Raw genomic sequence first — 15,397 nt, forward strand, 5'->3', positions numbered from 1 at the left:
GGACTTTCTCGCGAAGCAACTCGTCGTTCGAGCGGATCCGTTCTTGTGTCACAGATCACTCGGTGCTAGTTTCTGACACAGCGAGACACTTTTGTTCCACCGTCCCAAAGCAGACAGGGAACTACCGATGCCGCTCGACTTCGACGCCGCCATCCGCGAGGCGGTCCCCATGCCCGTCGACGCAGAGTCCGCCGCCGACTCGCCGCGCCTGGGCCCCGATTCACTGATCTGGAAGTACTACGGCGACGTGCGCGGACTACTGGGTTTCCAGCGACTCGCCGGGACCGAGAACTGCATCGAGCAGCTCGGTAAGGCGGTCGAGGACCACTCGGTGATCTTCTCCGACACCCTCGGCCGGGCCCGCCGCAGCGGGCCGCCGATCATGAAGACCGTCTACAGCGACGACCCCTATCACTGGGGACGCACGGTCCGCGACTTCCACAAGCCGATCAAGGGCACGATCAGCGACGGCTCGCGTTACCACGCGCTCAACCCGGAGCTCTTCTACTGGGCGCACGCCACCTTCGTCGACCAGGTCCTCTACATCACCGACACCTTCATCCGCCGGCTCTCGTACGAGGAGAAGGTGCGGATCTTCGAGGAGGGCCGGATCTGGTACCAGATCTACGGGGTCAGCGATCGGAGCCAGCCGCAGACCTACGAGGAGTTCCTGGAGTACTGGGCGCAGATGCTCGACCGGTTCGTGCCGACGCCGACGATCCTGTACGCCACCGGGTACATCCGCAAGGGCGTGCCGCGACCGCGGCGGATTCCGGCGCCCGTGTGGAACCTGCTGTCCGCGCCGATCAACGCGTTCATGCGCATCGTCGTTGTCGGCACGCTTCCCCCGCAGATGCGCGAGGTGTGCGGACTCGACTGGAATCCGAAGAAGGAGAGGCAGTTCCAACGCTTCGCAGCGTTCTCGCGCCGCATCAACCCGCTCGTCAACCGGCTTCCGCTCCGCGCGCTGTACCTGCCCTGGGCGTACGAGGCGTGGCGCCGGGTCGGGATCGACCCCCGACCGCTGCTGAACTCGCTCGGCGAATCCGCCCCCACCCGATAGGAGATCCCGTGCGTACCAAGCAGTTGGCACCACCGCCGGCCGGCAGCGACCTCCGCCCGATCAACGGTACCGGCGATCCGGGGGTCATCGAACTCCTGCGATTCTTCCGCAACCCGGTTCGGCTGGTGGCGCAGCGCCGGGAGGCCTTCGGGGACATCACCTACATCAACGCGTTCGGCCAGAAGTTCGCCGTGCCGCTCACCGCCGACGGCGCTGAGTCGGTGGCCGCGAATCGGCAGAAGGCGCTGGCCGCCGAGCCGGCGTGGGGGTTCCTCATCGGGCCGTTCTTCCGCCGTGGAATCCTGTTGATGGACTTCGAGGAACACCGACACCACCGGCTGATCCTGCAGCAGGCCTTCAACAACAAGCACCTGCGCGGCTACCTGGACGACATGCAGCCGATGCTGCGCGACGGCGTCCGTGGCCTACCCGTCGGCGAGAACATCCTGATCCTGGACCGCTTCAAGGAACTCACCCTGGACCTGGCCCTGGAGATCTTCCTGGGCATGGATCTGCCGCGCCTGGAGGCCGACCGGATCAACAAGGCCTTCATCGACTGCGTCAACGCCGGGATGTCCCTCGTGCGCAGGAACATCCCCGGAACCAAGTGGGCCCGCGGCCTGGCCGGTCGTGCCGTGCTCGAGGAGTTCTTCCGCGCGCACCTGCCGGCCAAGCGCGCCACCGAAACCCCCGACCTGTTCTCCGTGCTGTGTCGGGCACGGTCCGAGGAGGGCCACACCTTCACCGACGAGGACGTGGTCAACCACATGATCTTCGTGCTGATGGCGGCACACGACACCTCCACCATCACGCTCACCACGATGGCGTACTACCTTGCCCTGCATCCGGAGTGGCAGGAGAAGGCCCGCGCGCAGTCCCGCGCGCTGCCGCGGGACATCACGTACGACAACCTCGCGGAGTTCACGGTGCTGGACGCCGTCATGAAGGAGTCGCTGCGGCTGAACTCGCCGGTGCCCGGTCTGGCCCGACGAGCCTTGGAGGACACGGAGATCGACGGACACTTCGTCCCGAAGGGCACGTACGTCAGCGCGATCGGAATGGTCAACCACCACAACCCGGCGCTGTGGACGGATCCCGAACGGTTCGATCCGGACCGCTTCTCACCCGAACGCGCCGAGGACAAGTCGCATCGGTACGCATGGATGCCGTTCGGCGGCGGCGTGCACAAGTGCATCGGCCTGTACTTCGCCCAGATGGAGATCAAGACGATCATGCACAACCTCCTGCTCGAGTACGAGTGGTCGGTCCCCGACGGCTACACCTGGAAGCTCGACAACACCACGCTGCCGGTTCCGAAGGACCGCCTCCCGGTGACGCTGCGGGCGATCTGACGATGGATATGCTGACCGGTGATGACCACGCGCCGCACTCCCACCGCACTGCCCGCCGCCACCGCGGAGCAGGCGATGCTCGACGCCGCGCGGGAGGAGTTCGAGCGCTACGGGATTCGGCGCACCAACATGGACGACATCGCGAAGCGGGCGGGAATCAGCCGCAGCACCCTCTACCGACGGTTCCCGAACAAGGACGCGCTGGTCGAGGTGCTGATCCTGCGCGAGGCGGGGCTGTTCTTCGACCAACTCGACGCCCTTGCCCGGAATCTCGACCCGGCGCAGGCGGTCGTCGAGTGCTTCGCCCGGGGAATCCAATTGACCCGCGAGATCCCGCTGATCGGGCGCATCCTCGAGAGCGAGCCGGAGCTGATGGTCGAGGTGACCTCGCGGACCGACGGGGCGCCGATCGCGGTGACCGCCGCCCGGGTCGCCGCGGCGCTGCGTCACAGTGGGGCGGCGATGCCCGAGGAGGATCTGCTCGCGGCGTCCGAGATCCTCATGCGCATCGCGATGTCTTTGATGCTGCATCCGCACGGGCAGTTGGACACGACCGATCCCGCCGCGGTGCGCCGCTACGCCGAGAGGTACCTCACCCGACTGGTGTGGTGACCACCGTCCGCACGCGCGCGGGTGCGCCGTGCTGACCGCCCTGCACGAGGGCCTGCTGGCCCAGCTGCCGACCTCCTCCGAATTCTCCTGCGCCGCCGTTCCGTTCACCGGCGAGCCGCTCCCCGCCGTCCCGCAGACGTCCTCGGAATCGGTGGCCGCCGTCGCAGCCGTGGGCCGGGCAGCGCAGCCGGGTTGGGCGGCCCGGCCGGTCCGGGACCGGCAGGCGATCGCGGCGCGCTTCGCGCGTCTGCTCGTCGACCACCACGACAGCCTGTGCGACCTCATGCAGTGGGAGACCGGCAAGGCCCGCGTGCATACCGCCGTCGAGGTGCAGGGCGTCGTCGCCACCGCGCTGCACTACGCCGCCCACAGCACCCGCTATCTGGGCGAACGTCGCGTCCGGGGCGCGGTGCCGGGACTGGTCTCCGCCCGCGTCGGCTACCGGCCCAAGGGCCTGGTCGGGGTGATCGCGCCGTGGAACTACCCGCTGTTCCTGGCCGTCGGCGATGTGATCCCCGCTCTGCTCGCCGGCAATGCGGTGCTCAGCAAGGCCGACTCGCAGGCACCGCTCACGCTGCTCTACGCCCGCCACCTGGCGATTCGGGCCGGGGCGCCGGAGGCGGTGTGGCAGGTGGTGGCCGGTCCCGGCAGCCGCATCGGGCCCGCGCTGGTGGCCGAGGTGGACTACGTGAGCTTCACCGGGTCCACCGCAACCGGCCGGGAGATCGCCCGGTGCTGCGCGGACCGACTGATCGGGGCCTCACTCGAGCTGGGCGGGAAGAACCCGATGATCGTGTGCGCCGACGCGGATCTCGCGGCCGCCGTGCGCGGCGCGGTGCAGGCGGCGTTCTCCAACGCCGGGCAGATGTGCATCGGCATCGAGCGGATCTACGTGCACGAGAGCGTGTTCGACCGGTTCGTGCGCGAACTGGTCACGCGCACCGAGCGGCTTCGGATCGGCGCCGGGTACGGCTACGACGTGGACATGGGTTCGCTGACGTCCCGCCGCCAGCTGGAGGCCACCGAGAAGCATGTCGCGGACGCTCTCGCGAAGGGCGCGACCGCCGTGACCGGCGGCCGGGCACGCCCCGATCTCGGCCCGCTGTTCCACGAGCCGACCGTCCTCACCGGCGTGACGGCCGAGATGGCGGTCCACGCCGAGGAAACCTTCGGTCCGGTCGTCTCCGTCTACCCCGTGGCGTCCGAGGTGGAGGCGGTCCGTCGGGCCAACGAGGGCGAGTACGGACTGAGCGCGAGCGTGTGGACCCGCGACGTGCGGCGCGGACGCCGGATCGCCGCCCAGGTGGTGGCCGGTTCGGTGAACGTCAACGACGGCTACCTGTCCGCGATCGCGTCACTGGGCGCCCCGATGGGCGGCATGCGCACCAGCGGGACCGGGCGCCGACACGGTCGCGAGGGCATCGTCCGCTACACCGAACCGCAGACGGTCACCACCCAACGCGTCGCGACCGCCTACCCCGACCGACTCCGCGGGCCCCTGCTGGCCGCGATGAACGCCGGCACCCGCGCCCTGCTCGCAGTGCGGCACCGAGCATGAGGCGAGCCATGCACATCGTCGACGAGGTGGGCATCCTGTGCCGCAACCACGCCGACGCCGTCGTCGCGCTGTGCGCGGCGTCGGCCGCCGGAGCCCGTGTGGTGCTGCTCAACTCCGACTTCGGGCGCCGTCAGGTCACCGAAGTGGCCGCGCGGGAGCGCCTCGACGCGGTGATCCACGACGAGGAGTTCACCCCGGTCGTAGAGGGATTCGACGGCCCGCGCTGGTGCGCGTGGACCGAGGATCCGGACACGGAGGGGTCGCTGTCGGCTCTCCTGACCGGCGCCCCGGACACCCTGTCGCCCAGGCCGCCGCGGCCGCCGCGGCCGCCGTCGCTGGTGATCCTGACCAGCGGCACCAGCGGGACGCCGAAGGGCGCACCGCGCGGGGATTCGCCGACGCTGTTGCTGCCGGCGGGTCTGCTGTCGAAGATCCCGCTGCGCGGCGACGAACGAGTCCTGGTGGCGGCGCCGATCTTCCATGGCTGGGGTCTACTGGTCGCGACGCTGACGCTGACCCTCGGGTCCACGCTGGTGCTGCGGCGACGATTCGACGCCGTCCAGGCGCTACGCGACCTGCATACCCACCGCTGCGCCGCCCTGATCGCGGTGCCGACGATGCTGCGCCGACTGCTCGGTGTGGTGGACGCGATGCCGGAGGCCGACCTGTCCGCGCTGCGGATCGTCGCGAGCGGCGGCGCACGACTGGACGCTTCCCTCGTCGCGCAGGTCACCGACGCGTGGGGCCCGGTGCTGCACAACCTGTACGGCTCGACCGAGGCGGCGTACATCAGCATCGCGACACCCGCCGACCTCGCCGTAGCGCCCGACTGCGCGGGGGTTCCCCCGCGCGGCAACATAGTTCGCATCGCCGACACCGACGACGGTCCGGTCCCACCCGGCGCCGAGGGCCGGATTCTGGTGCGCACCCCGGGCCAGATCGAGACCTACACCGACGGCACCCGCAAGAGCGACGCCGACGGCTTCCTCGACACCGGCGACCGCGGCCACCTCGACGCGGCGGGCCGACTCCACGTCGCGGGCCGCTCCGACGCGATGATCGTCTCCGGGGGCGAGAACGTCTTCCCCGAGGAGGTCGAGGTGGTGTTGCTGGCGCACCCGGCCGTCACCGATGCCGTGGTCGCCCCCGTCCCCGACGCCGACTTCGGGCAGCGCCTGCGGGCGTACCTGGTGTGCGAGCAGGGCCTCGACGAGCAGGCCGTCCGCGACTATCTCGCAGCCGAACTCCCCCGATCCCGGATGCCCCGCGACGTCGTGTTCGTCGACGCGCGGACCCGCGGATCGTCGGGAAAAGTGTTGCGCCGCACGCTCGACGAACTGAAGGAGAGCCACTCGTGAGAAGAACCGACATCACCGGTCGCGTCGTCGTGGTGACCGGCGGAGCGCGGGGCATCGGGAGGGCGACCGCAACGGCGCTGCGCGACGCCGGCGCACTGGTCGCGATCGGCGACATCGACGAGGCCGAGGTGCGGCGCACCGCCGACGCCGTCGGCGTCTTCGGTGCGGTCCTCGACGTCACCGATCCCCGTTCGGTCGAGTCCTTCCTCGCCCGTGTGCGGTCGACCCTCGGTCCCCCGTGGGGCTGGATCAACAACGCCGGCGTCATGCCGCTCGGCCCACTGCTCGAGCAGGACGACGCGATCGTCGACACCGTGGTGGACGTCAACCTGCGCGGGGTGGTGCACGGCACCCGCGCCGCGGGACGGGCGATGAGGGCATCCGGCGGCGGCCGGATCGTCAACATCGCCTCGATCGCCGGATGCATCCCGGCTCCGGGCATGGCCGTCTACAACGCCACCAAGGCCGCGGTGCTGTGCTTCGGCGACGCCGCCGACGCCGAACTGGCCGCGCACGGGGTGCGGGTCGGCACGGTGCTGCCGACGTTCACGAGCACCGGACTGCTCGCCGGTACTCATCCCGGACGGTTGATCGCCCCGATCCGGCCGGAACAGGTCGCGCAGGCAGTGGTGCAGATCCTGCGGACCGGTCGCCGCCGGGCCGTCGTGCCGGGACGCCTGTCCGGTGCGCTGCTGTGGCCGCTGTTCCCGCGACCGGTCGCCCGCCTGTTGCGGCGGGCGACCGGACTCGAGCGGGTGTTCCTGGACGTCGACGCCGGACGCGCCGAGTACGACGCCGGGATCAAGCGCTGATCCGAACGGACTCACCGATGGCAGTCGGCGTGACGGCCCGCGGGCCGGGGGCCGGGGGCCGGGGGCCAATCGAACTAGATCACCCACACGCCGTGCGCGGATGGAACAAGCTCACGATCAGACTCGGTACCCCGTTGACCAGTACGAGCACTGCCACGACGACGGCGATGCTCACACCTGGCGATTCCCGCGTGGCATCGCCGAACGCGAGCGCGCCGATGATGCTCAGTACCCATCCGGTGGTCTGCAAGCGGCGCGTCCACCGAGATCGCCGCCCCGGAGGTCGACCATCGGCAGCCGACATCGGACGGCCGAGTTCCTGACGGGCCGAGAACCACGCCTCCAGAAGATGAAATGCGACGCCGAGCAGTACTGCACACGTTCCGATCAGCACCATGCCCCCCTCGAGCTGTCCGTCGGCCGAATGTATACGAGTGGCCGCCCACCCCGGTCAGGGGTGGGCGGCCACTGATCAAACGTGCCGCGGTGGCGGTACGCGGAGCTTCGTCAGCCGCGGATCGCGGTGAGGATCTCCCCGAGCGCGCCCTCGACGGGGACCTCGCGGGATTCGCCGGTGAAGCGGTCGCGCAGTTCCACGTTGCCCTCGGCGAAGCCGCGACCCACGACCACGACCAGCGGGATGCCGATCAGCTCGGAGTCCTTGAACTTCACGCCCGGCGACGCCTTGCGGTCGTCGAACAGGACCTCGACGCGGGCCTTGTCCAGCTCGGCGGCCAGGGCCTCGGCGCCCTCGCGGGCCGCGTCGTCCTTGTTCGCGATGACCAGGTGCACGTCGAACGGGGTGACCTCGGCGGGCCAGCGCAGGCCCTTGTCGTCGTGATGCTGCTCGGCGATGACCGCGACGAGACGCGAGACGCCGATGCCGTACGAGCCCATGGTGGGGCGGACAGGCTTACCGTTCTCGCCGAGCACGTCGACATTGAACACGTCGGTGTACTTACGGCCCAGCTGGAACACGTGACCGACCTCGATACCACGGGCGGCGACCAGTGCACCGGCGCCGTCGGGCGACGGATCGCCGTCGCGCACCTCGGCGGCCTCGATGGTGCCGTCCGGGGTGAAGTCGCGTCCGGCGACCAGGCCCACGTAGTGCTTGCCCTCCTCGTCGGCGCCGGTGATCCAGCTGGTGCCGTCCACGACGCGCGGGTCGACGAGGTAGCGGACACCGTTCTCCTGCAGCGCCTTCGGGCCGATGTAGCCCTTGACGAGGAACGGGTTGTTCTTGAAATCGGTCTCGGTGATGAGCACGTACTCGGCCGGCTCGAGCGCAGCCTCGAGGCGCTTCTCGTCCACCTCGCGGTCGCCGGGGATGCCGATCGCGAGCAGTTCCCACTCGCCGCCGGGCACGCGGGTCTTCACCATGATGTTCTTCAGCGTGTCCGCGGCGGTCACGGTCTTGCCGAGGTCGGCGCCGTTGGCCCACTCGACGAGGGTGTCGATGGTCTCGGTGCCGGGGGTGTCACGAACCTCGGCGGCCGGCAGCCCGTCGAACGGGATCGGCGCGGGAGCCAGGGTCTTGACGGCCTCGACGTTGGCGGCGTAGCCGGACTCGATGCAGCGGACGTAGGTGTCCTCGCCGATCTCGCTCTCGGCCAGGAACTCCTCCGACGCGCTGCCACCCATCGCGCCCGACGTGGCGGACACGATGACGTACTTGACGCCGAGCCGGGACAGGATCCGCTCGTAGGTGTCGCGGTGCGCCTGGTAGGACGCCGTCAGGCCCTCGTCGGTGAGGTCGAACGAGTACGAGTCCTTCATCACGAACTCGCGGCCGCGCAGGATGCCGGCGCGGGGACGCTCCTCGTCGCGGTACTTGGTCTGCACCTGGTACAGGGTGACCGGGAAGTCCTTGTACGAGTTGTATTCGCCCTTCACGGTGAGCGCGAAGAGCTCCTCGTGGGTGGGGCCGAGCATGTAGTCGTTGCCCTTGCGGTCCTGGAGGCGGAACAGGCTTGCGCCGTACTCGGTCCAGCGGTTCGACGTCTCGTAGGGATCGCGCGGCAGCAGCGCGGGCAGCAGGATCTCCTGCGCACCCATCGCGTTCATCTCCTCGCGGACCACGCGCTCCACCTCGCGCAGCACCCGCAGACCCAGAGGCAGCCACGAGTACACGCCTGGCGCGATACGCCGCACGTAGCCGGCACGGACCAGCAGCTTGTGGCTGGCGACCTCGGCGTCGGCCGGGTCGTCGCGGAGGGTACGGAGGAACAGGTGCGACATGCGGGTGATCACGGTGTAGCAGCCTAGTCGGTTGAGCGTGCGAGACCGATCGAGGGCACAGGGGTTGAGCGTGCGAGACCGATCGAGGGCACAGGGGTTGAGCGTGCGAGACCGATCGAGGGCACAGCCGGTTGCCAGGTTCGCGTCGCACACTGGGTAGGTGGACTCCGTGGTCTCCCCCCTTCTCGCGGCCGCTCCGGCCGCCGGGGTGGCTGCGCAGGGCGGTTACCGCAGCGGCGTATCGCTGCTGGGCGGCTGGCTTCCACTGACGGTGGAGATTGTCAGCGTCGTCGTGTTGATTGCCGTCCTGGTCCGCCGCAGCAGGCGCTGGTGGCTGCTGTGGGTGCCGGTCGCCGCGGCGCTGGGCGTGGCGGCCGCGGCGACCGCGCACTGGTTCGTCGGACAGCAGGGGCTGGCGTCGGATCCGGCACCGATCCAGCTGTGGGCGTGGTCGGCGGTGTTCGTCGCCGCGATCGCGATCGCGGTGCTCGGGTGGCGGGGAACCCGCTGGTGGCGACGCGGCCTGTCGATCGTTCTGATCCCGTCGACCTTCGCGTGTGTGGCGCTGACGTTGAACCAGTGGGTGGGCTACTACCCCACCGTGCAGACCGCGTGGGGCGCGGCGACGGCCGGCCCGGTCCCGGATCAGGTGGATGCCGCGGACCTCCCTGTCCTTCGAAACACGACCATGTCGACGGGGAAGGTGGTGCCGGTCGACGTCCCCGACGCCGCGAGCGGTTTCAAGCATCGGACCGAGTACGTGTATCTGCCGCCGGCGTGGTTCGCCGGCGACACGCCTCCCGCGTTGCCGGTCATCATGATGGTCGGCGGCGAGTTCAACACTGCTGCGGATTGGCTGCGGACCGGCGGCGCCGTCGACACCGTCGACGCCTATGCGCAGGCACACGGCGGCCAGGCCCCGATCCTCGTGTTCGTCGATGCCGGCGGCAGCTTCAACAACGACACCGAATGTGTCGACGGCCCGCGAGGAAACTCGGCATCCCACCTGGTCGACGACGTCCGCCCGTACGTCGTGTCCACGTTCGGTGCATCGGCAAACCCCGAAAACTGGGGTGTCGTGGGCTGGTCGATGGGTGGCACGTGCGCGGTCGATCTCATCGTGATGCATCCGGACCTGTTCAGCACCTTCGAGGACATCGCGGGAGACGTCGCCCCGACCGCCGGCACCGACGAGCAGACCCTGGACCGCCTGTACGGCGGCGACACCGCGCTGCGGGACCGGTTCGATCCGACGAAGGCGATGACCGAACACAGGCTGTACCAAGGGATCTCGGGCTGGTTCCAGGACAGCGACGTACCGCCGCGACAGGGCGCGAACCTGTCCGGCCCCGCGCCGGCGCCGAGTCCGGGGATGGACGGAACGGGTGGCCACGACGACACCCACGATGCCGGCGAGACCGGTGCGGCCGAGCAACTGTGTGCCACCGCGTCGTCGGTCGGGATCTCCTGCGAGGTGCACACATCGAACGGTCGTCACACCTGGCAGTTCGCGGCACAGGGCTTCGCCGACGCGCTGCCCTGGCTGGCCGTGCAGATCCAAACGCCCGGATCCGCGACGCCCTAGCCGTCCGCCACTCACGGCCGGCAGAGCGCTCGTCCGCCGTCTCCTCCGGGGACCGAAATCCGTCGGCTACGAACCCGACCCGAAATCCTGGCTCACCAAAATCACGAAAAGTGATGTAGCTTAGGCTCGCCTAGCCCAACATAGGCTAACCTAACTCGAGGTCTGTTCGCCCTATGGCGCCGTGGACTGCGGCCGTGACCAGGAAGAAGGAAGATGCGCGCGTTCAGCAGGGCTGCGTTCGCGACCATGGCGGTCGCCTTGGCATTGACGACGCCGGTGGGCATCGCCATTGCTGCTCCCGATACCCCAGACGGCAGCGACGCTGCCGCCCAAGCCATTTCCAGCACCCCGGTCACGACCGCCGCCACCACCACCCCGGTCACGACCGCCGCCAGCACTCCGGTGATCACGACCGTGGCCGGCGCTCCGGTGGTCAAGACCACCTCCGGCACTCCGGTCACGACCGTCTCGAAGAAGACCGGCCTGGTCGACGGTGAGACCATCACCGTCTCGGGCACCGGCTTCTCCGGCGCACAACCCGGCATCTACGTCGGCCTCGTCCAGGACGACAAGTTCTCGGCCACCGACGCCGGCGCATGGATGACCACCGCGGGGATCAAGGCAGCCGACATCAAGAGCGGCTCCTGGAGCACCACCGTCGATGTCGTAGCCGTCAAGGGCGACTCGGACTGCACCCAGAACGCGTGCTCGATCTACACCGTCGCCGCGCACGACTCCGCCGACCGCAGCCAGGACACCGAGACCCCCGTGTCCTTTGCCGCAGTCACTCCGACGACCACCACGACACCGCCGACGACGACCACCACCACCACCAAGCCGACGACCACCACGCCGCCGCCGACCACGACCACCAAGCCGACGACGCCTCCGGTCACGGGCAGCGGCCCCCGGGTCAACGCGAGCAAGACGAGCGGACTCAATGCCGCCGGTGACACGATCAATGTCCGCGGCAGCGGGTTCTCGACTTCCGGCATGGGTATCTACGTCGGCATCGCGCAGACGAACAAGTACTCGTCCACCGACGCTTCGGTCTTCTACAAGCCGAAGTTCATCAAGCCGTCCGAAATGCCGGGTGGTTCGTTCTCGACGAGTATCGACGTCATCGGCGCATTCGAGGGCGGCGACTGCATCGCCGACAAGTGTGCCCTCTACACGCTCGCCGCGCACGGCTCGAGTGACCGCAGCCAGGACACCAAGACCTCCATCAGCTTCGTCGGCACCGCACCCCCGGTCACCGGTGGTGGCGGTGGTGGCGGCGTCGGAGCCGGGACCGGCGGGGCTGCTGGTGGCGGCGCGGCCGGCGCTGCGCCCGGCGAAACGTTCACGGCGAACAGCAGTTTGTCGGTGTCGCTCTCGAAGTCGAGCGGTATCAACCCGTCGGGTGAGACCGTCACGGTTTCCGGCTCCGGCTTCTCCGGCGCCGCTCCGGGCCTCTACGTCGGCCTCGTGCAGGACAACGTCTTCTCGGCCGCCGACGCGTCGGTCTGGATGACCTCGGCGTTCATCAAGCCGGAGCAGATCTCCGGTGGCAATTGGTCCCTCCCCGTGGAAATGATCGCTACCCAGGGCGCCTTCGACTGCATCAAGAATGCGTGCTCGATCTACACCGTCATTGCCCACGGCTCCTCGGACCGCAGCCAGGACACCAAGACCCCGGTGAGCTTCGTCGGCGGAGTCGCACCGGGCACCGTCACGGCGCCTCCGGTGCTGAATGCCGCCGGCGCTCCCGGCGCCGCGAAGACCGTGGCCGTGACGCTGTCGAAGGCCAAGGGACTCAAGGTCGAGGGCGACGAGATCACCATCTCGGGCACCGGATTCTCCGGTGCGCAACCCGGCATCTACGTCGGCCTGATCCAGGAGAACAAGTTCTCCACCACTGACGCCGGCGTCTGGATGACCACGGCGTTCATCACGCCGAGCAGGATCAAGGACGGCGCCTGGTCGACCACCATGAAGGTGCAGGCCGTCAAGGGCGACTCGGACTGCACCAAGAACGCGTGCTCGATCTACACGATCGCGGCTCACGGCTCGAGCGACCGCAGCCAGGACACGCAGACTCCCGTCAGCTTCGGCGACGACCCGAACGCACCCAACGCCGACAAGGCCGAAGAAGCAGCACTGGCGGCGGGTGCAGACGGCGGCTCGAACGACGGAGGCACGACCTCCTCGGACAACTCGAACACCGCCTCCTCGGCGATCCGCAATCTGTCGGACGCGTTCACCGACGGCACCGCCTGGATCCTGCCACTGCTCATCGGTGGCGTCGTCGGAGCCGGAATTGCAGTGGCAGCGACGTTCGCACTGCGCCGCCGCACCTAGCGCCACCCCTTTTCGCGTGAGGGGCATCCGAACCGGATGCCCCTCACCTGAACGTGCCCTGAACTGGCTACATGCGAACATCCGCGGCCCTGAAATCTGCTTCCGGCTACCCCTTTACCGCGAATCCAACTAAGGCTAGCTTTGCCTAATCTTCGCCGCGTTCCGGCGGCCCACATCAGAAAGTAGGAAAATGCGCGCGTTCACAAAGTCCGCGATCGTGGCGGTTGCCACCACGGTCGCCTGCACGATGCCGCTGGGCGTCGCGGCAGCGCAGACCAGCCCGTTCGGCTCGCTGGGCAGCCTCGGCTCCAGCGACCCGGGAACCGAGGAACCCGGCGAGGTGACGCCACTGGTGTCGCTGTCGAAGGCCACCGACCTCGTCGCCGACGGTGAGACCATCACCGTCACGGGCAGCGGCTTCTCCGGCGCCGGCGCCGGCATCTACGTCGGCCTCATCCAGGACAGCAAGTACTCCGCCACCGACTCCACCGCCTGGATGACCACCAAGTGGCTCGAGGCAACCGACATCGTGGGCGGCGCCTGGACCGCCGACATCGACGTCGCCGCCGTCAAGGGCGACTCGAACTGCCTCGAGAACACCTGCTCCATCTACACCGTCGCCGCACACGGCTCGCCCGACCGCACCCAGGACACCCAGACCCCGGTGAGTTTCGCGGCGCCCGTCGTCGTGCCGGCCGGCCCTGCCGTGACGATCTCGAAGACAACCGGTCTGACGAACGACGAGGAGATCACCGTCACCGGCACCGGCTTCGGCCGCGAGGGCCAGGGCATCTACGTCGGTCTCGCCCAGGTCGACAAGTACTCCGGCACCAACAGCAGCGCCTTCCACTCCACCGAGTGGATCAAGGCCGCTCAGATCGTGGACGGCGGCTTCACCACCACGCTGAAGGCCACCGCGATCAAGGGTGACGCGAACTGCTACGAGAACGCGTGCTCGATCTTCACGCTCGCCGATCACAACACGATCGACGACCGTAGCCAGGACACCCAGACGCCGGTCACCTTCGCGCCGCCGGTCGTCGTGCCCACCGGACCCGCGGTGACCGCGAACAAGACCACCAACCTGACTGTCGGCGAGACGATCACCGTCTCGGGCACCGGCTTCGAAGGTGCCGCGGCCGGCACCGGCCTGTACTACGGCATCGTCCAGGACGACCAGTTCTCGACCACCAACGCCGGCGCGTGGATCACCACCGGATTCATCACCAAGGGTCAGATCGTGGGCGGTGCCTGGACCGCCACCATCAACGCGACCGCCGTCAACGGCGTCTCGAACTGCTTCGTGAACGCGTGCTCGATCTACACCGTCATGGCCCATGGCTCCACGGACCGCAGCCAGGACACCAAGACCTCGATCACCTTCACGGCGCCTGCTGCCGCACCGGTTTCCGCACTGGTCGTCGATGCTCCCGAGATCCAGAACGTCGCCAGCGTCCAGTCCGACGCCGGTGAGGGCCCGCCGGTCGCTCCGCTGGCCATTGGTGGCGCCATCGCTGCCGGCCTGGCCGTGACGGCACTGAGTCGTCGCGCCTGAGGTCGTCGCTCCTGAGGTCGTCGCACCTGAGCTGAACCCGCAGAACAACTGAGGTCTGGCCTTCGCTCCCCGGAGCGGAGGCCAGACCTGTTTCGTGTGCCCGACGGTTCGCGACTCAGATCCGCACGCCGCGAGCGTCGGCGCCGCGGCCGCCCGGTAGCGTTGGCGTTCGTGCTTGTCCTGCTTCCCCCTTCCGAAACCAAGTCCGACGGCGGCAAGGGCGCGCCGCTCGATCTCAGCGAACTGTCGATGCCGCAGCTGACCGAGACGCGCGAGTTGCTCGTCCAAGCGCTCGTCGACCTGGCGGAGGACACCGAGGCTTCGAATCTGGCGTTGGGACTGGGCCCGAAGCAGGCCGACGAGATCGAACGCAACGCGAAGCTGTGGGTCTCCCCCACCCGCCCCGCGCTCGAGCGCTACACGGGAGTGCTGTTCGACGCGCTCGACGCGACGTCCTTCACGAAGGTGCAGCGGGAGAAGGCCTATCGCCGGCTCGGGATGGGCTCGGCACTGTTCGGTGCGGTGCGGGCCGGGGACCCGATTCCCGCGTACCGGCTGTCCGGCGGATCCAAGCTGCCCGGCTTCGGCACCCTACAGTCGCTGTGGAAGCCGGAACTCTCCGACGCCCTGGTGGCGGAGGCCGACGGCGGTCTCGTGGTCGACCTGCGCTCCGGCACCTACCAGCAGCTGGGCCCGGTGCCGGGTGCGATCATCGCGACCGTACTCACCGAACAGCCGGACGGCTCACGAAAAGTGGTGAGCCACTTCAACAAGCACCACAAGGGCCTGCTCGCGCGGGCACTGACCGTCTCGCGCGCCGAGCCGACCGACATCAAGGGCGTCGCCCGCGTCGCGTCGAAGGCCGGTCTCACCGTCGAGACCGCCTCCGACGGCGAACTGATCATCCTGACCTAGTCGGCT

General features: G+C 68.9%; 12 protein-coding genes. 10 read left to right on the top strand and 2 right to left on the bottom strand.

The annotated features are described in order from the left end of the window. Positions 1 to 127 precede the first annotated feature (127 nt). From J2X34_RS19105 to J2X34_RS19130, 6 genes are read left to right on the top strand one after another with little or no spacing between them, the layout of a single operon-like run. Positions 128 to 1,063 (top strand): oxygenase MpaB family protein, encoded by a 936-nt coding sequence (locus tag J2X34_RS19105; protein ID WP_114719684.1) that lies wholly within the window; start codon positions 128 to 130, stop codon positions 1,061 to 1,063. Positions 1,064 to 1,071: 8 nt separating this feature from the next. Further along, entirely contained in the window at positions 1,072 to 2,415 is a 1,344-nt protein-coding gene (locus tag J2X34_RS19110; protein ID WP_114719682.1) for a cytochrome P450, read from the top strand. Between the two features lie 21 nt (positions 2,416 to 2,436). Next, complete coding sequence (locus J2X34_RS19115; protein ID WP_114719680.1) at positions 2,437 to 3,027, top strand: TetR/AcrR family transcriptional regulator; 591 nt, start codon at positions 2,437 to 2,439, stop codon at positions 3,025 to 3,027. Positions 3,028 to 3,055: 28 nt separating this feature from the next. Further along, the gene (locus tag J2X34_RS19120; protein ID WP_429519156.1) at positions 3,056 to 4,585 is read left to right on the top strand and encodes a succinic semialdehyde dehydrogenase; all 1,530 of its coding nucleotides are present in this window, start codon (positions 3,056 to 3,058) and stop codon (positions 4,583 to 4,585) included. 8 nt (positions 4,586 to 4,593) lie between these two features. After that, on the top strand, positions 4,594 to 5,943 hold the full coding sequence (locus J2X34_RS19125) for an AMP-binding protein (protein WP_254622895.1): 1,350 nt from the start codon (positions 4,594 to 4,596) through the stop codon (positions 5,941 to 5,943). After that, entirely contained in the window at positions 5,940 to 6,755 is an 816-nt protein-coding gene (locus J2X34_RS19130) for an SDR family NAD(P)-dependent oxidoreductase (RefSeq protein WP_174909661.1), read from the top strand. The genes J2X34_RS19125 and J2X34_RS19130 overlap by 4 nt, the downstream gene beginning before the upstream one ends. Positions 6,756 to 6,834: 79 nt before the next feature. On the opposite strand, the gene J2X34_RS19135 is transcribed toward J2X34_RS19130, so the two are convergent. After that, on the bottom strand, positions 6,835 to 7,005 hold the full coding sequence (locus J2X34_RS19135) for a hypothetical protein (protein ID WP_429519159.1): 171 nt from the start codon (positions 7,003 to 7,005) through the stop codon (positions 6,835 to 6,837). Between the two features lie 257 nt (positions 7,006 to 7,262). Next, on the bottom strand, positions 7,263 to 9,008 hold the full coding sequence (locus tag J2X34_RS19140; RefSeq protein ID WP_114719669.1) for a proline--tRNA ligase: 1,746 nt from the start codon (positions 9,006 to 9,008) through the stop codon (positions 7,263 to 7,265). A 157-nt stretch (positions 9,009 to 9,165) separates the two neighbouring features. Here J2X34_RS19140 and J2X34_RS19145 point away from each other — a divergent pair, with 157 nt between their 5' ends. The 4 genes from J2X34_RS19145 (at position 9,166) to yaaA (ending at position 15,391) form a co-directional block, all read left to right on the top strand. Then, complete coding sequence (locus tag J2X34_RS19145) at positions 9,166 to 10,581, top strand: alpha/beta hydrolase (protein ID WP_258557700.1); 1,416 nt, start codon at positions 9,166 to 9,168, stop codon at positions 10,579 to 10,581. 213 nt (positions 10,582 to 10,794) lie between these two features. Continuing rightward, on the top strand, positions 10,795 to 12,921 hold the full coding sequence (locus tag J2X34_RS19150; RefSeq protein WP_429519161.1) for a hypothetical protein: 2,127 nt from the start codon (positions 10,795 to 10,797) through the stop codon (positions 12,919 to 12,921). Positions 12,922 to 13,111: 190 nt separating this feature from the next. Next, positions 13,112 to 14,476, top strand: coding sequence for a hypothetical protein (locus J2X34_RS19155; protein WP_429519163.1), 1,365 nt, complete (start codon positions 13,112 to 13,114; stop codon positions 14,474 to 14,476). Positions 14,477 to 14,647: 171 nt separating this feature from the next. Continuing rightward, positions 14,648 to 15,391, top strand: a complete 744-nt coding sequence (yaaA, locus tag J2X34_RS19160; RefSeq protein ID WP_429519165.1) for a peroxide stress protein YaaA — start codon at positions 14,648 to 14,650, stop codon at positions 15,389 to 15,391. Positions 15,392 to 15,397 lie beyond the last annotated feature (6 nt).

Origin of the sequence: Rhodococcus sp. BE178 (assembly GCF_050433545.1) — a bacterium.
Lineage (GTDB): Bacteria > Actinomycetota > Actinomycetes > Mycobacteriales > Mycobacteriaceae > Prescottella.